General features: G+C 46.2%; 14 protein-coding genes. 9 read left to right on the top strand and 5 right to left on the bottom strand.

Translation table 11 applies throughout. The annotated features are described in order from the left end of the window. Positions 1–172: 172 nt before the first annotated feature. Both AAE250_RS17720 and AAE250_RS17725 read left to right on the top strand, forming a co-directional pair. Positions 173–1,702: a response regulator transcription factor gene (locus AAE250_RS17720; protein WP_294599624.1), complete on the top strand. Its 1,530-nt coding sequence runs from the start codon at positions 173–175 to the stop codon at positions 1,700–1,702. Positions 1,703–1,945: 243 nt separating this feature from the next. Next, on the top strand, positions 1,946–4,669 hold the full coding sequence (locus AAE250_RS17725; protein WP_294599622.1) for a hybrid sensor histidine kinase/response regulator: 2,724 nt from the start codon (positions 1,946–1,948) through the stop codon (positions 4,667–4,669). Between the two features lie 74 nt (positions 4,670–4,743). On the opposite strand, the gene AAE250_RS17730 is transcribed toward AAE250_RS17725, so the two are convergent. From AAE250_RS17730 to AAE250_RS17740, 3 genes are all read right to left on the bottom strand, one after another. Continuing rightward, on the bottom strand, positions 4,744–5,754 hold the full coding sequence (locus AAE250_RS17730) for a GGGtGRT protein (protein ID WP_342289190.1): 1,011 nt from the start codon (positions 5,752–5,754) through the stop codon (positions 4,744–4,746). Positions 5,755–5,772: 18 nt separating this feature from the next. Continuing rightward, positions 5,773–6,474, bottom strand: coding sequence for an iron-sulfur cluster assembly scaffold protein (locus AAE250_RS17735; protein WP_101545204.1), 702 nt, complete (start codon positions 6,472–6,474; stop codon positions 5,773–5,775). Between the two features lie 168 nt (positions 6,475–6,642). Then, positions 6,643–7,701, bottom strand: a complete 1,059-nt coding sequence (locus tag AAE250_RS17740) for a pectate lyase family protein (RefSeq protein WP_294602743.1) — start codon at positions 7,699–7,701, stop codon at positions 6,643–6,645. Between the two features lie 133 nt (positions 7,702–7,834). On the opposite strand from AAE250_RS17740, the gene AAE250_RS17745 reads away from it, so the two are divergent. The 5 genes from AAE250_RS17745 to metH all read left to right on the top strand — a co-directional run bounded on the left by AAE250_RS17745 (position 7,835) and on the right by metH (position 13,543). Continuing rightward, a complete protein-coding gene (locus AAE250_RS17745; protein ID WP_294602745.1) occupies positions 7,835–8,332 on the top strand; it encodes a DMP19 family protein in 498 nt (165 codons plus the stop codon). Between the two features lie 550 nt (positions 8,333–8,882). Next, complete coding sequence (locus AAE250_RS17750; RefSeq protein WP_294602747.1) at positions 8,883–9,728, top strand: hypothetical protein; 846 nt, start codon at positions 8,883–8,885, stop codon at positions 9,726–9,728. 5 nt (positions 9,729–9,733) lie between these two features. Next, a complete protein-coding gene (locus tag AAE250_RS17755) occupies positions 9,734–10,306 on the top strand; it encodes a Yip1 family protein (RefSeq protein WP_294602749.1) in 573 nt (190 codons plus the stop codon). A gap of 8 nt (positions 10,307–10,314) precedes the next feature. Continuing rightward, a complete protein-coding gene (gene smpB, locus AAE250_RS17760; protein WP_294602751.1) occupies positions 10,315–10,767 on the top strand; it encodes an SsrA-binding protein in 453 nt (150 codons plus the stop codon). A 7-nt stretch (positions 10,768–10,774) separates the two neighbouring features. Then, positions 10,775–13,543 carry a methionine synthase gene (gene metH, locus AAE250_RS17765; RefSeq protein WP_294602754.1) on the top strand — a complete coding sequence of 923 codons (2,769 nt, stop codon included), beginning with the start codon at positions 10,775–10,777 and terminating at the stop codon, positions 13,541–13,543. A 25-nt stretch (positions 13,544–13,568) separates the two neighbouring features. On the opposite strand, the gene AAE250_RS17770 is transcribed toward metH, so the two are convergent. Further along, positions 13,569–14,957, bottom strand: a complete 1,389-nt coding sequence (locus tag AAE250_RS17770; RefSeq protein WP_294602757.1) for a transglycosylase SLT domain-containing protein — start codon at positions 14,955–14,957, stop codon at positions 13,569–13,571. Between the two features lie 13 nt (positions 14,958–14,970). Further along, a complete protein-coding gene (gene udk / locus AAE250_RS17775; protein WP_294602760.1) occupies positions 14,971–15,582 on the bottom strand; it encodes a uridine kinase in 612 nt (203 codons plus the stop codon). A gap of 103 nt (positions 15,583–15,685) precedes the next feature. Here udk and AAE250_RS17780 point away from each other — a divergent pair, with 103 nt between their 5' ends. Both AAE250_RS17780 and AAE250_RS17785 read left to right on the top strand, forming a co-directional pair. Beyond that, on the top strand, positions 15,686–15,985 hold the full coding sequence (locus tag AAE250_RS17780) for a Dabb family protein (protein ID WP_294602762.1): 300 nt from the start codon (positions 15,686–15,688) through the stop codon (positions 15,983–15,985). 30 nt (positions 15,986–16,015) lie between these two features. Continuing rightward, the gene (locus tag AAE250_RS17785) at positions 16,016–18,037 is read left to right on the top strand and encodes a protein-disulfide reductase DsbD family protein (RefSeq protein ID WP_294602764.1); all 2,022 of its coding nucleotides are present in this window, start codon (positions 16,016–16,018) and stop codon (positions 18,035–18,037) included. Positions 18,038–18,074 lie beyond the last annotated feature (37 nt).

Genomic DNA, 18,074 nt, shown 5'->3' on the forward strand with positions numbered 1-18,074 from the left:
ATATAGTATGAAGCATGTATTAATAATAGTAGTGTCGTTATTTATTTTTTTTGTATCGGTGGGATTATATCGATGTTTTCCGGGTTCTGTTTTGCCGGTTATGTTTGGTGGAATGTGTTTGCTGTGCTGGCTTTTGTTTCATTTGGCTTATGTCAGTGAAGAAAGGGATCTGTTGAAGGAAGGAAATCAATATTTCATTGATACGTTCCGGGATATCCGTAATCCTATCTCGTTGATAAAAACTCCGTTGGGCGTTGCATGCGACGGGGCCTGTCCGGAGTCGATTAAGAAAGAACTGACCGTTGCAATTCACAATATAGATGGTCTTGAACAACATCTGGTGAGGCTGATGGAATTGAAGCATCTTTTCATCCATTCCAGAAACCTGACTGTGGCAGAGCATGAGATCGGGGCATTCATGAAGAAGAAAGTATATCCTTTGCAAAGTTATGCTGCCGGATTGCGGATGAATCTGGAACTTGTGCCCGATTTTGATTATGCCAGTGCCTGGTTTGACCAGGGCAAAATATCTCCGGTCATTGATAAGTTTATATTGAGTGCCATCGAGTGCTCCCTTCCCAAGGCACACCTTGTGATGACGATTTCTTTGAAGGGTGATTTCTGGGCCATTAAGATAAAGACTGCCGAAAACGAGCAGTTTTTGAGACGTTGCAAGTGCTACGCCTCGCGACTGCCTATCTCCAGAGTCTGGTATCACGGTCAGCATGCCATAGGTGGAGCCTTATTTGATAAATTGCTGGAGTTATGTAACGGAAAAATATTGATTCAGGAAAGTGAAGTCTTACTTCGGTTTCCTATCAAATGTCCCTGCATGCATGGAGTGGAATATGGAACTAAGAAGGTATTGGAAACTCTTATTGAAGATGAGACAGGAGCGCTTTTTCGTAATTCCTGTAGAAAAAAGGATATAGACAGACCCTTGGTTATTCTTGCAGATAATGATGAGAAATTCAGGTGCTATTTAGAGGACCGTTTAGCGGAGTATTTCATCGTGAAAAGTTTCAGTGACGGTGAGGAAGCTTTGAAGGCCATACGTGAGGAATATCCTGATCTGGTGATTTGCGATATCATGTTGCACCGTATGGGTGGTGAGGAACTTTCTTCGAAATTGAAGACATCCAGAGAAACTTCTTTTATTCCGGTGATATTGCTAGGCTCGCATATTGACTTGGAACGACGTGAAAAGAGGCACTTGTCTTTGGCGGATGTCTTTATTTGTAAACCGTTTAATTTAGAAGATTTAAAAATAGAAATATTCGTATTGATAAACAACAGCCGTGTACTCAGGAAGTCATTCTTGGAGAAGGTATTTGGCGATGGTTTCCTGGCAAAGAAACTGGATGGGGCTTCGCGGGATATTAACCTGGACTTTCTGAAAGAAGTGAGGGGGTATATTCTGGAAAATCTGGATAAGGAAGATCTGACGATTGATGATATTGCTTCGAGGATGTGCATGAGCCGTACTACCTTCTATAACAAATGGAAGGCCCTGACGGGCGAAGCTCCCAAATATCTGATTTCGCGGATACGTATGGAAAAAGCGCGTGAGTTGTTGGAAAGCGGAAAATATTCTGTAACCATCGTTGCGGAAATGGTAGGCTTGAGAAATCTGAAGAATTTCAGAGGCAGGTATAAGGAATATTTTGGAAGGACACCTAAAGAATTTATCAAAAGGACTTAATGCCCTGAACGAGGGACTGATCTTGTGTCAGTCTCTCGTTTTCTGCTTTCTGTGCTTCTGTAAGTATGCTTTTTCTGCTTTTCTACTTGTTTTATCTGGTTGTGGATGTGTTTTATTCTTTTAAATTTCAGATTGTGATTTTTTAATTATACATTTGCAACGCAAGCCCTATGTCAAAGCTGTAATAATTTGGCGTAGAACCTCTTAAAACAACAAACATGTCTGTAAAAAACTGAGAGATAAATGGAACAAAATGAAACCGTTTCCCACGACAATGAGGTGATGTCTTCCGGGGAGAAGCCGGAATTAGTTCAAGAAGAGCTTTTATTAGCAGAGAGCTTGTATGCCCGTTTGCCGATAAGTATTGAAATCTATGATGTGGATGGAGTCTTGCGTAGTATAAACGACCATGCCTTGCTTATGTATGGTGTTGAAGACCGGACAAAGGTGGTGAATACGGTCAATCTCTTCAATAGCCCGTATATGGACGATGAACTTAAAAAGAAAATACGGGTAGGCGACGACGTCTCTTTAGAATTTGAGTTCGATTTTGATCGGATCAATGATGATGCTTATTTCGTAAGCAATAACCAGAAATCCATAATTTACGAAGCCAAGATCGTTCCTTTGCGTAATGATGCGGGGACGATTATCGGTCATATATTGCTGTCCAATGATGTGACTGCCGCAAAGGAAGCCGATTTCCGCACGGAAGAAAGCAAGAAGAATCTGGAAATGGCGATGGACGCCGCTAAAATGTCTTCATGGGTATACGATGTACATAAAAAGACTTTTAGCCCTTTGTATGGTGAACCTATTATAAAGACTACAGTAGGATGGGAGAATATGCTGAGCAGGTTGCATCCTCAAGACCGTATGCCTTTGCAGCAGATTTTTTCGCAATTGGTGGACAGGAAAATCCAGCACGGACATATCACGTTGCGTTGTTATGATGAAGAAAAAAAGCAGTATCGGTTCTATGAAAGTCGGATGCGCCTGTCTTCCGAACACCGGGGAAAGTTGCTGATTATCGGTACGCAACTGGAGGTGACGGAAAAAGTGCTGATGACCAAGAAGACCGAAGAGCTGATTGCGAAGCGGGAATTGGCTATGCAGGTCAGCAATATTGTTCATTGGGATTTTGATGTGCGGACCCAAAAGATGGAATCTTATAACGATCCCATTAATGACTATGCCAGTGACAAGCAAATCACAATTCCGGAACTTCGGGAGGTGACGCATCCGGAGGATTATTCTGTATTCAATGATGCCATACAGTCCATGATTTCAGGTAAGAATATGACTCTTGATCTGACTTGCAGAATTAAGACAAAATATGATGATGCCTGGCAATATTGCAACGTGATAGGTGTTCCTTTCGAGCAAGATGAAAACGGGAATATTATGAGATATACCGGATTCCGGCAGAATATCTCCAAACTGCACCAGTTGGATGAGGAGCTCAAGGAAAGAAATTATAAAATGGAGCTTACTTTCAAGACGGTCGGTATGTCTTATTGGGACTTCGATGTGCGGAGCAGGCTATTCAAAGCATTCAATGACCCGGTGAACGATTATGATCCGGAGCGACCTATCGCTCCGGAAGATTATCAGAATTTTGCACATCCCGATGATGTGGAACGCTTTCTTGAAACGATGAACCTCATGTTGCAGGGAACGGATACCGATTTTACCTTAAAGTACCGTTCCAAAACCAAGTGGGATCAGGAATGGCAGAGTCTGGTGGTTACCGGTATTCAGTCAGAGAAGAATAAAGCGGGAAAAGTAATCCGGTACACCGGTATCTGCTTTAATAATACGGAATGGGAAAAGGTGACCCAGGAACTGAAGGAATTGAAAGAAAAGGCTGAACTGTCCGACAAACTCAAATCGGCATTCCTGGCCAATATGAGTCATGAAATACGTACGCCTCTTAATGCCATTGTAGGCTTTTCCGAGCTTATGGCATATTGTGAAGACCCTGCCGAGAAAGAAGAATATGTAGAAATTATACATTCCAACAATGAACTGTTGTTGCGCCTGATTGATGATATTCTTGATCTTTCCAAGATCGAGTCGGGCATTCTCGAACGCAAAAGGGAAACATTCAATCTGGCAAAACTGCGTAGTGAGTTGTATACAATGATTCTGCCGAAGGTGACGAATCCTGATGTTGAATTCCTCCTGGATAGTTCGGGTGCGGAGTGTAATATCTTCCTGGACAGAAACCGCTTGAAACAAGTATGGTTGAACTTCCTTTCCAATGCTGTGAAGTGTACCCATTCGGGACATATCAAGATGGGATATTCTATCGAACGGGGAGGTATCCGGATTTATGTTGAAGATACAGGGGTCGGTATTCCTCTGGATTTGCAGGACCGGGTATTCGGACGGTTTCAGAAACTCAATGAGTTTGCACAGGGAACGGGACTCGGACTGGCCATTTCACGGGCTATCATTGAAGGAGCGGGAGGTGAAATAGGATTTGTCTCTACTCCGGATGTCGGAACAACCTTTTGGGCATGGACGCCTTGTGAAATCACTTATCTGGAGGAGGAAGAGGATAATATCTTGCAACCGGTAGAGCAAAAACTGCATCTGAAAAGGGCAAACAAGCAAGATCTGAGGATTTTGATTGCCGAGGATAATGACAGTAATTATTCGCTGGTACAGCATATTCTTAAAGATTACAATACGACCCGTGCCGTAAATGGTGCCGATGCTGTTCAGAAGGTTCGTGAAGAGCATTTTGATTTTGTTCTGATGGATATGAAGATGCCTATCATGGGAGGTCTGGAAGCGGTTCGGAGAATTAGGGAATTCAATCAGGATATTCTGATTATTGCACTTACTGCCAATGCTTTCGAGTCTGACAGAATTGCTGCCTTGGAGGCCGGATGTAATGTCTTCATAGCCAAACCGCTGAAACAGCAAGAATTGTTTTCACTCTTCTCTACGGAAGAATAAGAAGAGTGACATTTAATAAAAAACTCCTGCAACCGTTGAGATTGCAGGAGTTTATTTATATAAAGTAATTGGAATTACTTACCCAAAGCCTGAGCAACGTCAACCGCACAAGCCACTGTACAACCTACCATCGGGTTGTTACCAATACCCAGGAATCCCATCATTTCTACGTGAGCAGGAACTGATGAAGAACCGGCGAACTGAGCGTCTGAGTGCATACGGCCCATAGTATCTGTCATTCCGTAAGAAGCCGGGCCGGCTGCCATGTTGTCCGGGTGAAGAGTACGGCCAGTACCACCACCGGAAGCTACTGAGAAGTAGGGCTTACCGGCAAGAACGCGTTCTTTCTTGTAAGTACCTGCAACCGGGTGTTGGAAACGAGTCGGGTTTGTAGAGTTACCAGTGATGGATACATCTACGCCCTCTTTCCACATGATGGCTACGCCTTCGCGAACGTCATCGGCACCGTAGCATTTCACTTTGGCACGAGGACCGTCGCTGTAAGCGATTTCCTGAACAACTTTCAACTCACCGGTATAATAATCGAACTGAGTCTGAACGTATGTAAAGCCATTGATACGTGAGATGATCTGTGCAGCGTCCTTACCCAAACCGTTCAGGATGCAACGCAGCGGTTCTTTACGTACTTTGTCGGCCTTAGCAGCAATCTTGATGGCGCCTTCGGCAGCAGCAAATGACTCGTGACCAGCCAGGAAAGCAAAGCACTTAGTCTCTTCGCGCAGCAACATAGCTGCCAGGTTACCATGACCGATACCAACCTTACGGTCGTCGGCTACAGAACCCGGGATGCAGAATGCCTGCAGACCGATACCGATAGCTTCGGCAGCTTCGGCAGCGTTTTTGCAGCCCTTCTTGATAGCGATGGCACAACCTACAACATAAGCCCATTTTGCATTTTCAAAGCAGATAGGCTGAGTTTCTTCGCACGTCATATAAGGATCAAGTCCATGAGCTTCGCAGATAGCGTTAGCTTCTTCGATGTCTTTGATGCCGTTTTCGTTCAAGGCAGCGATGATCTGCTTGATACGACGGTCTTGACTTTCAAATTTCACTTCTCTAATCATATTCTTTTCCTCCTTATATTATTCGTGACGTGGGTCAATGTGTTTAACTGCTCCTTGTTCTGCTGTTACGCGTCCGTAAGTACCGGTTACTTTCTTCAAAGCTTCGTTTGCGTCAGTTCCCTTCTTGATCTCATCCATGAACTTGCCCAGGTGAACAAATTCGTATCCGCAGATTTGGTCGTCTTTGTCCAAGAAGATGTTCTTGATGTAACCTTCTGCCATCTCGAGGTAACGGGGACCTTTGGCCAATGTACCGTACAGAGTACCTACCTGGCTGCGCAGACCTTTACCCAAGTCTTCCAGTCCGGCACCGATAATCAAACCGCCTTCTGAGAAAGCAGACTGAGTACGACCGTAAACGATTTGCAGGAAGAGTTCGCGCATAGCTGTATTGATAGCGTCGCAAACGAGGTCAGTGTTCAATGCTTCGAGAATAGTCTTTCCCGGGAGGATTTCTGATGCCATGGCAGCAGAGTGAGTCATACCGGAGCAACCGATAGTCTCAACCAGAGCTTCCTGGATGACGCCTTCCTTTACATTGAGGGTTAATTTACATGCACCTTGCTGAGGAGCACACCAGCCAATACCGTGTGTCAGACCAGAGATGTCAACAATTTCTTTAGCTTTTACCCATTTACCTTCTTCGGGAATAGGAGCCGGTCCGTGGTTAGGACCTTTCTTCACAACACACATGTGTTCCACTTCGTGTGAATAAGTCATAATTAGCTCTTTTTTAAGTGATATAATTAAAAAACGTAGTCTACTTTTATTAGTCGAGCGCAAAGTTACTCCTTTTCTTGGTTTATGCAAACCGTTCAATTTGACTTTTTTATTAAAAATAAGTAATAGTAAGTTAGATTTCTGTGGAATGTAAAGTGGAGTTTGCAGTTAGTTGGCTTCTTTAATATCGAGGGTTGCTCCGGCTTGGTTCCTGACCAGACTTTCCACTTCATTCACCGGAACGGTCTTCAGAATGTATTCGGGGGTGAAGGAGGTTTTGGTGCCTTCGTCCACGGTGGAATTGCGGAATTCGCAGCCGTCAAAGCGTAATTGACCGCTTTCATCGTATACCTTATGGGCTTTCTTTATACCTATGAAAACAGACTTCTCTACGTACACATCTGCTTCACGGCCTACACCGATGCAACCGCTGGTGACGCTGCTGCTGTAGAGGCAGTTGGCAATGTGTATCTTGCCGAAACGTACTCGCGGCATACGGTCTCGGCATCCTTCATCCCACCAGCAGTATTGGAAGGTGGTGTTCAGACGACCGCGGTCTTCGGTATGGCTGTCGCTGTTTCCCCATAAGTTGGAGAAACGGTGGTCGTTGCTGCCGCCTGAACCTCCGGCCAGGGGTTCTATCAGATAACGAAAGCGGCACCAGGTGACGGCGATGTGGTCCGATGCGCTTTTGCAGTCGAAGTTTCCGTCTACCCCGTCTTGGAAGTCGCAATGATCCACCCAAATATTGGTGGTGCCGTCGATGCAGAGGTTGTCCCGCCCGTCCGTATCATAGGCTCCGGCACTTTTGAAGGTGAGGTTGCGCAGTATCAGGTTGTCGGAGCCGGACTTGAAGTAGAGGATGCCCGAAGTGTCTTGAGTGCGGTTAGGATTAGTAAGCACTGAACCGGGAAGTCCCAACAGGGTTTTGTTTGTGGCTTTCACGGAGATTACATTATCAACGCTGACTATACCTTTTATATATATAACGAGTTTTTCCGTTCTCTTCAGTGCGCCGGTCAGTTCGGTGGCATTGGTCACTGTTACGGATTTGCCGCCTTCTCCTCCGGTGGGGGTGATGCCGGTAGTGGCAAAGCCTACGGGCTGTCCGGGCAGGGTTTGTGTTTGTTCGGGAGTTTCTTCTTCGTCGGGGAGTTGTGCCTGGAGATTTTCGGATGAGCAGCTGCATAGCAGGAGGGCAAACAAATAGATGAATTTTCTTTTCATGGCTTTATCTTTTATATTATGCTTGCAAAAGTAGCCGATTTCGAGGACGTTTTTGTAGATATTCTGTCTTTCTGTGTGTAACTATTGATGCAAAGTCCTAACTTTGTGGCATAATTAAATTAAGATACGAGCTATGATAGAAGTGACAGATGCTGCTTTGCGCCAAGCTTCCGGCGAAGGGATGGATGCATTTATCCAAGTATTTACTGATGCTTATAAGAAAGTGACAGGCGGGGAACTGACTGCCGAAACGATGCCCCTGCTCACCGGTGAGCAGCATTCATTGCTGGCTTATCAGATATTCCGTGACGAAGTGATGGAAGGAGGCTTTTGCCAACTGATACAGAACGGTTATGGCGGCTATATCTTTGCCAACCCGTTTGCCAAGGTGATGCGTTTGTGGGGTGTGGGCGATTTAAGCAAGTTGGTTTATGCTGCCAAGAAGATATACGATGCTCACCGCGAGGATTTGGAATGCGAGCGCACGGATGATGAATTCATGGCGATGTACGAGCAGTACGAGGCTTTCGATGAACTGGAAGATGAGTTTCTGGAGAAGGAGGAAGGGTATACAGCTTTGGTTGCCGGCTATGTGGACGAGCATTTGGAGCAGTTTGCTAAGATTGTATAGTGCAAATTCAGGCTCTCTCAAATAAAAGTTGCAAAGCATTTTACCCTCATACCCTCATAAAAGCTCTGTATCCCTTTATTCATGGGCGTTTGAGCTATGAGAGTAACCCTGGTGGTAACTATGAGGGTAAGCGTTTGCTCTCATAGTTGTTTTTTGTACCATATTTCTATTGTTATATTATTGATATATAGTTGTTTGTAGTTTCCTATGGGTAGGGAACTGCCGTTCCCTTACGTGGAAACGATCGTTCCCTATGGTAAGAAACTGCAGTTTCTGCAGATGGGAACGCTCGTTCCCTATAATGGAAACTGCCGTTTCCTCTTATGGGAACTGTCGTTTCTGCTTATGGAAACGGTGCTCGCTCCTCATGTGACTGTCTTTGAAATAATATAGCATCGCCCGATAGTGAATAATCGTTAAATGCGGATTGGCAAATGCAGTATTTAGATTAATCTTTCATTTAATCTTAAAAACAATGAAAAAACGATGAGAGTACTCTATTACTCGATTCTTTTATCTAAATTTGCACACTCTAATATTTATAAGAAAAATGAAACAATTAAAATTCTTAGCAGTTGCCTTTACGTTATTGATGGGCATTTCTTTAACTTCGTGTCTGAACTCGGATAGTGATCCTTATAGCTACGGCGGGGGGATGGTGAAGGTTAATAATTATATGGGTATGTATACCTTTACTGGTGCCAATGGCGTGACAATAACTCCGACTTCAGCTTCTATTAATGCTTTAGAAACAAACGGCTTTAAGATGTCTGAAATGAGTGGTAAGGTTGCCCAGATTTATTATCGTTGGGATTCCTCTCTGTTAAATATAGCAGCTGATGAGAAAGATATTAAAGGTGTTGAACTGTATTCTATTGAGTCATTAGATAATACAGTGGCAATTGTATCAGAAAAGGGAGCTGCAAATGACTCTCTGAGCAAGAGTAATAATGCTGCCATTATTTCTATGGAAAGCACTAACAGCGGTCTGGAGTATAAGCCGCAATTCTATGATGAGACAACAATTTTGCTCCCGATTAACTATTATATCAGCCAAAAGAGACATTTCTTGACGCTGGTATATTATCCGAATGAAGATAATAATGGTACTTTGAGACTGTATCTGAGTCATAATTCAAATGGTGATGCAGACTCGAATGGTAGTACATCTTATTCTCTCACTGCTAATTCCGGTGGATATTATGGCCTTGGTTTGTTCTATAAAACATATAACTTGACAGGTGTATTTAACCGTTATGGGCTTGATCATGGAACTTCCGCCAGACCGACGACTGTTGAAATTGTAACAAGAGAAAATCAATACAACAGCAAGTTGAATGATGATGCTAAAGAGAAAGTATATACTGTTACCTATAAAGCACCAACAGATAAATAAAGATATTGAACTACAAAGAATTATTTCATATAGCCATACAATTGATTTCCTCTCCGGCTCGTGCCTGGGAGGAAATTAGTTTAGAGGATAAGCGAAAGGTATTCACATCTTTTGTTTATCCTATGATTGGTTTATGCGGGTTGTCCGTTTTCATCGGTTCGTTATGGACGATGGGGTGGGGCGGTCCGCAAAGTTTTCAATATGCCATGACGCAGTGTTGCGCGGTGGCTGTATCCTTGTTTGGAGGATATTTTTTGGCAGCCTATCTTATCAATGGGTTGCGTGTCCGCATGTTTATGATGGACAGTGATATTCCTTTGACGCAACAGTTTGCAGGCTATGCACTGGTGGTGCTGTTCCTGCTCAGAATCGTTATCGGCATTCTGCCCGATTTCTGGATTATAGCGCTGTTGCTTCAGTTCTACATCATCTATGTAGTGTGGGAAGGAAGTGATAAATTGATGCAGATTACAGAAAAAGACCGCTTGCGGTTCACCATTCTGTCTTCTGTTTTGTTAATAGCTTGTCCGTTGGTGATAGAATGGGTATTCAATAAGCTGACGGTAGTGCTAAACTGATAAATGTTATGAAACAAGCTCCTGTAAATATAAAGAATAAGCGTGCAACGTTCGATTACGAACTGACGGACACCTATACAGCCGGCATCGTGCTTACGGGTACCGAGATTAAGTCCATCCGTCTGGGGAAAGCAAGCTTGGTCGATACGTTCTGTTACTTTGCCAATGGTGAATTGTGGGTGAAGAACATGCACATAGCCGAATACTTCTACGGTTCCTACAACAACCACTCGGCACGCAGGGAGCGCAAACTTCTGTTGACTAAAAAGGAACTGGATAAGTTGATGCGCGGCTCGAAAGATCCCGGCTTCACTATTGTCCCCGTGCGTATGTTTATCAACGAGAAGGGGTTGGCCAAAGTGGTGGTAGCCCTTGCCAAGGGTAAAAAGCAATACGACAAACGCGAATCTCTGAAAGAAAAAGATGACAAACGCGATATGGCGCGTATGTTTAAAAGATAGTTTTTAGATGAAAACAATAAAAGAGCTGGTGCGTGAGCGCATCCTCATCCTGGATGGTGCTATGGGCACCATGATACAGCAATACAACTTGGCGGAAGAAGATTTCCGGGGCGAACGTTTTGCGCAGATCCCCGGACAGTTGAAAGGCAACAATGACTTGCTTTGCCTGACGCGTCCCGACGTGATACAGGATATCCACCGCAAATATCTTACGGCAGGTGCCGACATCATCGAAACCAATACATTCAGTTCTACCCGTGTCAGCATGGCGGACTATCACGTGCAGGAGTATGTACGCGAGATGAACCTTGCTGCCGTGAAGCTGGCGCGCGAAGTGGCCGATGAATTCACTTTGCGAACTCCCGACAAACCTCGTTTCGTTGCCGGTTCCGTGGGCCCCACGAACAAGACCTGCTCCATGAGTCCCGATGTGAACAACCCAGCCTTCCGGGCTCTGACTTACGACGAACTGGCCGATGCCTATCGCGAACAGATGGAAGCATTGCTCGAAGGCGGCGTAGATGCCTTGCTGATAGAAACAATCTTTGATACACTGAATGCCAAGGCGGCCATCTTTGCTGCCGAACAAGCAATGGAGGCTACCGGAATCCGTGTGCCGTTGATGCTCTCCGTGACGGTTTCCGATACCGGAGGACGTACATTGTCCGGCCAGACGCTGGAGGCGTTTCTTGCTTCCGTGCAGCATGCCGACATCTTCTCCGTAGGACTGAACTGCTCGTTCGGAGCCCGCCAGTTGAAGCCTTTCCTGGAACAACTTGCCGCGCGCGCATCTTATTATATAAGCGCTTATCCCAATGCCGGATTGCCCAACAGTCTGGGAAAATACGACCAGACTCCCGCCGACATGGCACATGAAGTGAAGGAGTATATCCACGAAGGGCTGGTGAACATCATCGGCGGTTGTTGCGGTACGACGGATGCTTATATTGCAGAATATTCTGCTTTGATAGCGGGTGCCGCTCCTCATACTCCTGCTCCGAAGCCCGGTAATCTCTGGCTGTCGGGGCTCGAACTGTTGGAAGTGAAGCCCGAGAACAATTTCGTGAACGTGGGCGAACGTTGCAACGTTGCCGGTTCGCGTAAGTTTCTGCGCCTGATTAACGAGAAAAAGTACGATGAAGCGCTTAGCATTGCCCGCCAGCAAGTGGAAGACGGGGCGCAAGTCATCGACATCAATATGGACGACGGATTGCTGGATGCGAAAGCCGAAATGACTACCTTCCTCAACCTGATAGCTTCCGAACCGGAGATTGCCCGCGTGCCGGTGATGATCGACTCTTCCAAGTGGGAGGTTATTGTTGCCGGACTGAAGTGTCTGCAAGGCAAATCCATTGTCAACTCCATCTCTTTGAAGGAAGGGGAGGAGAAATTCCTGGAACATGCCCGCACCATCAAGCAATACGGCGCTGCTGCCGTGGTGATGGCTTTCGATGAGAAAGGTCAGGCAGATACCGCCGAACGCAAGATTGAAGTCTGCGAACGGGCCTATCGTCTCTTGGTAGATAAAGTCAATTTCAATCCTCACGATATCATCTTCGACCCCAATGTACTTGCCGTAGCTACGGGTATGGACGAACATAATAACTATGCGGTGGACTTTATCTGTGCCACCGGCTGGATACGGAAGAATTTGCCCGGCGCGCATGTCAGTGGTGGGGTCAGCAATCTTTCGTTCTCGTTCCGCGGCAATAATTATATCCGCGAGGCGATGCATGCCGTGTTCCTTTATTATGCCATCCGCGAAGGCATGGATATGGGCATTGTGAATCCGGCTACTTCCGTGCTTTATACGGATATTCCCGCCGATATTCTGGAACGTATCGAGGATGTGGTTCTCAATCGTCGTCCCGATGCTGCCGAGCGGCTGATAGAGACGGCCGAGCATCTGAAAGCGGAAGCGGATGCCGCAAAAGCTGTTGCCGGAGGAGCACCGCAAGCCGCTGTGCATTCCCAGCTTGCCTGGCGGGAGGGTGCTTCGGTGGAAGAGCGTTTGAAGTATGCATTGACAAAGGGCATCGGCGACTATCTGGAAGAAGACCTTGCCGAAGCCTTGAAGCTATACCCCAAGGCTGTAGATATCATTGAAGGTCCGTTGATGGCAGGCATGAATCATGTCGGTGATTTGTTCGGTGCCGGAAAAATGTTCCTTCCGCAAGTGGTGAAGACGGCGCGTACCATGAAGAAAGCGGTTGCCATCCTTCAGCCGGTGATAGAATCGGAGAAAGAAGAGGGGACTGCCTCTGCCGGAAAAGTGTTGCTTGCCACAGTGAAGGGAGATGTGCACGACATCGGTAAGAACATTGTGTCTGTGGTAATGGCCTGCAACGGATACGACATCATTGACCTTGGTGTGATGGTACCTGCCGAGACGATTGTGCAGCGTGCCATCGAAGAAAAGGTGGACATGATAGGACTGAGCGGCCTGATTACTCCATCTCTTGACGAAATGGTGCATGTGGCCATCGAACTGGAAAAGGCAGGCTTGGATATTCCTTTGTTAATAGGTGGTGCTACAACTTCGCCGCTGCATACGGCATTGAAGATTGCTCCCGTTTATCATGCTCCGGTCATTCATCTGAAAGATGCTTCGCAGAATGCTACCGTAGCCGCAAAGTTGATGAATCCCAAAACGAAGGAGGAGCTGGAAGAAGAATTGAATGAGAAGTATCAAGAGCTTCGCGCGAAGAACCAAGAGCGACAAGTAAAAACAGTATCACTGGAAGAAGCGCAGAAGAACAAATTGAACCTATTTTAATTTACATTGTACATTGTACATGAAATTATGCCTTAATCTTCTTCTTGTACTGTTCATACCGTGACGTAATATCCCTCACGAAGTTATACGTCTCTATACCGCGGAAATAACCATTCTTGCAGACGGGATCGGTGAAATATTCTTCGTTGCTTTTCAGCAGGATGAAGTTCTCTACGTTATCCCGCCAGACGTATTTGTTTTTGCCATATTTCTCTGCCAGTGCCATGGCATCCTGCACATGCCCTATCCCTGAATTATAAGACGCCAGTACAAAGTTGATGCGTTCTTCTTCGGGTACTTTGGCAAAGCTTCGGGCGGTGGCGCCGATATATTTTACGGCAGCTTTGATACTCTCTTCCGGGTTCTGCTCTTTTCCTTCGGGCACTCCCATGGCCCGGGCGGTGGCAGGCATCAGTTGCATTAACCCTCTTGCACCCGCCCACGACACGGCTGTCGAATCAAAGTTGGATTCCGTATAAGCTAAAGATGCCAGCAGGCGCCAGTCCCAATCTATCTCCGGAGCATATTTTTTGAATAATTGGTCGTAGTGGGAGATTTTCCCTTCCCTTAAAGAAAGAATAGGAGAGTGGACGATTGCCTTGCTTATCTCGAAATACCGCTTCATACTTGCCGTGTAAGCAGGCGAAGTCATGTTCTCCTCATGCCACTTGTCGGCGGCAGCTGCCAGTTGGGGGCAGTCTTTCCGTACGGCCCATGAGGCGCGCTGGTCGAAACTGATGGAAAGCCCGATGTTCAGATTGGGATAATAGGTGGTGTTGAGTTGTGCCACGTCATTGTCGGCCACGGTATAAGGGATTTTTCCTTGCGATACCTGGGTGATAAGATCTTCTACGCTGATGCTGTCGTTGGTCACTTCATGGATATGAATACCTCCTCCGAGCTCCTGGTCCAGATTGACCAACCGGTCGTAATACTTTCCCGGTTTCACATATACATCCTTCCCGATGAGCTCGGTTACGTCTTTCAGTGGTTTGTTCCGTCCGCCGGCGCGCTGTACGATGACCTGGTGGGTGATGACGTCTTCACCGCAATAAATCAGGCTGTCCTTCCACTCCTTGGTGATGGGCAGGTTATAGGCTATAAGATCACCTTTGCCTGCCAGTAGCTTCTCAATAAGTTCATCTACGTTTCGTGCCACCTCTACCCGTAGCTTTACACCCAGGCTTTTGGCAAACTGTTCGCTCAACTCGTATTGGAACCCCATGTCCTGGCCGCGATAGATAAAGTAGGAAGTCGAGCTGTATAATGTCAGCACTACCAGTTCTCCGCTATCTTTGATTTGTTGCAGGTCATCTGTCGCTACTTTTTCTGCATGTTGCTTTCCGCCGCATCCTGCGATGCAGCACAGTAGCAGGATTGCCAGTAGTGTATATAATCCGCTTCCTTTTTTCATAACCGGTCATTCATCACTCTTTCAAGTGCTTCTTTATATACATCGTCAATATATCAATCGCTACCTTATTGTTCCCGCCTTCCGGCACAATGAGGTCGGCATATCGTTTGCACGGCTCGATGAATTGCAGGTGCATCGGTTTCAAGATGCGCGTATAGCGCTCCATGACGGCTTCGGCTGTACGCCCGCGTTCTATGACGTCTCGCTGGATGACGCGAATCAGCCGTTCATCCGGGTCGGCATCCACAAATATCTTGAGGTCCATCATGCTGCGCAGTTTTTTATCACACAAGGCCAGGATGCCTTCGATGATGATAACTTCGCGCGGCTCGATGTGGATGGTTTCGGGCTGGCGGGTACACGTCAGATACGAATAGGTGGGCTGTTCGATGCTTCGGCCTTCGCGCAGCATGGCAACATGTTTGGAGAGAAGGCTCCACTCGAATGCATCCGGGTGGTCGAAGTTGATATTCTGCCGCTCTTCTACGGGCACGTGGCTACTGTCCTTATAATAAGAGTCTTGTGGCAACAAAACGACTTCACCTGCCGGCAGGCTTTCGATGATTTTACGTACGACGGTGGTCTTTCCCGACCCTGTTCCGCCTGCAATTCCTATTATTAACATCCGTTTATATGTATATTTAAAACAAAACCAGTATTTTTGCAATCGTTGAATACAACTGCTTCCGCTGACAAATATAGACATAAATCATTTAAATATCAAAGTTATGGTAAAACACATTGTATTATTTAAGCTAAAAAACGAGGCTGCGCCTGACGAAAAGTTAGCTGCAATGAATAATTTCAAGAAGGCTATTGAAGCACTTCCGGCAAAGATATCTGTTATTCGCAAGATTGAAGTCGGGCTGAATATCAATCCCGACGAGACTTGGAGCATCGCTCTTTATAGCGAATTCGATACACTGGATGATGTGAAGTTCTATGCTACGCATCCCGACCATGTTGCTGCCGGTAAATTCCTTGCTGACGTAAAAGAAAGCCGTGCTTGTGTAGATTATGAAGTTTAATCGAATATAAATTTTAGTAATAATAAATAGATGAAGAAAGTATTTTTCTCCTTTTTCCTGTTGCTTCTTGCCGTAGTGTCGCAAGCGCAGATACAAGAACCCGTTAAGTTTAAGTCGGAACTGAAAGTTCTGTCGGCAGATGAAGCGGAAGTTCTGTTTACCGGTGCCATTGATAAAGGCTGGCATGTTTACTCTACCGACTTGGGTGATGGTGGCCCTATTTCGGCCACTTTCAATGTTGAGAATATCTCGGGTGCTGAGGTCGTAGGTAAACTGAAACCCGTAGGCAAAGAAATTTCCTCATTCGACAAACTGTTCGAAATGCAGGTGCGCTATTTTGAGAATACGGCGCAGTTTGCACAGAAACTGAAGCTGACCGGTGGGGCTTATCAGGTAGAAGGTTATCTGGAATATGGTGCATGCAACGATGAAAACTGTTTGCCGCCCACCCAGGTTCCGTTTAAATTTTCCGGTAAGACAGAAGGGGCTGCTGCTCCTGTAGCCGAAGTGAAACAGGATGCTCAGGCCGTGCAGCAGGACGTTGCCGCTGATACAACTGCTGATGCCGTTATCGGCGGTGCGGATGGTCCTACTGAAATCGATGTAGCGGGCAATGTTGACCTGTGGAAACCGGTTATCAGTGAGCTGAAGTCTTTGGGAGAAACTACTTCTCAGGAGAATATGTCATGGCTCTACATCTTTGTTACCGGATTTATCGGAGGACTTCTGGCACTGTTCACCCCTTGCGTATGGCCCATCATCCCGATGACTGTAAGTTTCTTCCTGAAACGCAGCAAGGACAAGAAGAAAGGTATTCGCGATGCGTGGACGTATGGTGCCTCTATCGTGGTGATTTACGTGGTGCTCGGACTGGCCATTACGCTTATCTTTGGTGCCAGCGCACTGAATGCACTTTCTACGAATGCGATATTCAACATCCTCTTCTGTTTGATGTTGGTGGTATTTGCCGCCTCCTTCTTCGGGGCTTTCGAGATAACGCTGCCTTCCAAGTGGAGCAATGCTGTTGACAGTAAGGCTGAGGCAACAAGCGGTTTGCTGAGTATTTTCCTGATGGCATTTACTTTGTCGTTGGTATCTTTCTCTTGCACGGGTCCTATTATCGGGTTCCTGCTGGTACAGGTTTCTACAACGGGTAGTGTAGTGGCTCCGGCCATTGGTATGCTGGGCTTTGCCATTGCTTTGGCGTTGCCTTTTACCTTGTTTGCACTGTTCCCGTCGTGGTTGAAGTCTATGCCTAAGTCGGGTGGCTGGATGAACATTATCAAGGTGACGCTCGGTTTCCTGGAACTGGCATTTGCGTTGAAGTTCCTTTCCGTGGCCGATTTGGCTTACGGCTGGCGCATACTCGACCGTGAAACATTCCTTGCTTTGTGGATTGTGCTGTTTGCTTTGCTTGGTTTCTACCTGCTGGGAAAAATCAAATTCCCGCACGATGACGATGATTCTAAGGTCAGCGTACCTCGTTTCTTTATGGCTTTGGCTTCGCTGGCATTTGCAGTTTATATGGTTCCCGGTTTGTGGGGTGCACCGTTGAAGGCAGTCAGTGCTTTTGCACCGCCCATGCAGACGCAGGACTTCAACCTTTATAATAATGAAGTACATGCCAAGTTCGACGATTACGACCTCGGCATGGAGTATGCCCGTCAGCACGGCAAGCCCGTGATGCTGGACTTCACCGGTTACGGTTGTGTAAACTGCCGTAAGATGGAGCTTTCCGTATGGACAGACCCGAAGGTGAGCGACATCATCAATAACGACTATGTACTGATCACACTTTATGTGGACAATAAGACTCCGCTTCCTTCTCCCGTGAAGATTACGGAGAACGGTACAGAACGTACACTGCGTACGGTAGGTGATAAGTGGAGTTACTTGCAGCGCGTCAAGTTCGGTGCCAACGCACAGCCTTTCTATGTGCTGATAGACAATGAAGGCAGGCCGCTCAACAAGTCCTACTCTTACGACGAAGACATCTCCAAGTATATCCAATTCCTGCAGACCGGACTGGAAAATTATAAGAAAGAAAAATAATTGTTTAACAGAAAGTTGAGGGCTGAAACTCTCAACT

The sequence above is a fragment of the Bacteroides sp. GD17 genome, from assembly GCF_038448625.1.
Lineage (GTDB): Bacteria > Bacteroidota > Bacteroidia > Bacteroidales > Bacteroidaceae > Bacteroides.

Bases quoted from the DNA above. Each gene is read 5' to 3' on its own strand.
- AAE250_RS17725 (WP_294599622.1), top strand. From the start codon at position 1,946: ATGGAACAAAATGAAACCGTTTCCCACGACAATGAGGTGATGTCTTCC.
- AAE250_RS17730 (WP_342289190.1), bottom strand. From the start codon at position 5,754: ATGATTAGAGAAGTGAAATTTGAAAGTCAAGACCGTCGTATCAAGCAG.
- AAE250_RS17735 (WP_101545204.1), bottom strand. From the start codon at position 6,474: ATGACTTATTCACACGAAGTGGAACACATGTGTGTTGTGAAGAAAGGT.
- AAE250_RS17740 (WP_294602743.1), bottom strand. From the start codon at position 7,701: ATGAAAAGAAAATTCATCTATTTGTTTGCCCTCCTGCTATGCAGCTGC.
- AAE250_RS17745 (WP_294602745.1), top strand. From the start codon at position 7,835: ATGATAGAAGTGACAGATGCTGCTTTGCGCCAAGCTTCCGGCGAAGGG.
- AAE250_RS17750 (WP_294602747.1), top strand. From the start codon at position 8,883: ATGAAACAATTAAAATTCTTAGCAGTTGCCTTTACGTTATTGATGGGC.
- smpB (WP_294602751.1), top strand. From the start codon at position 10,315: ATGAAACAAGCTCCTGTAAATATAAAGAATAAGCGTGCAACGTTCGAT.
- metH (WP_294602754.1), top strand. From the start codon at position 10,775: ATGAAAACAATAAAAGAGCTGGTGCGTGAGCGCATCCTCATCCTGGAT.
- AAE250_RS17770 (WP_294602757.1), bottom strand. From the start codon at position 14,957: ATGAAAAAAGGAAGCGGATTATATACACTACTGGCAATCCTGCTACTG.
- udk (WP_294602760.1), bottom strand. From the start codon at position 15,582: ATGTTAATAATAGGAATTGCAGGCGGAACAGGGTCGGGAAAGACCACC.
- AAE250_RS17780 (WP_294602762.1), top strand. From the start codon at position 15,686: ATGGTAAAACACATTGTATTATTTAAGCTAAAAAACGAGGCTGCGCCT.
- AAE250_RS17785 (WP_294602764.1), top strand. From the start codon at position 16,016: ATGAAGAAAGTATTTTTCTCCTTTTTCCTGTTGCTTCTTGCCGTAGTG.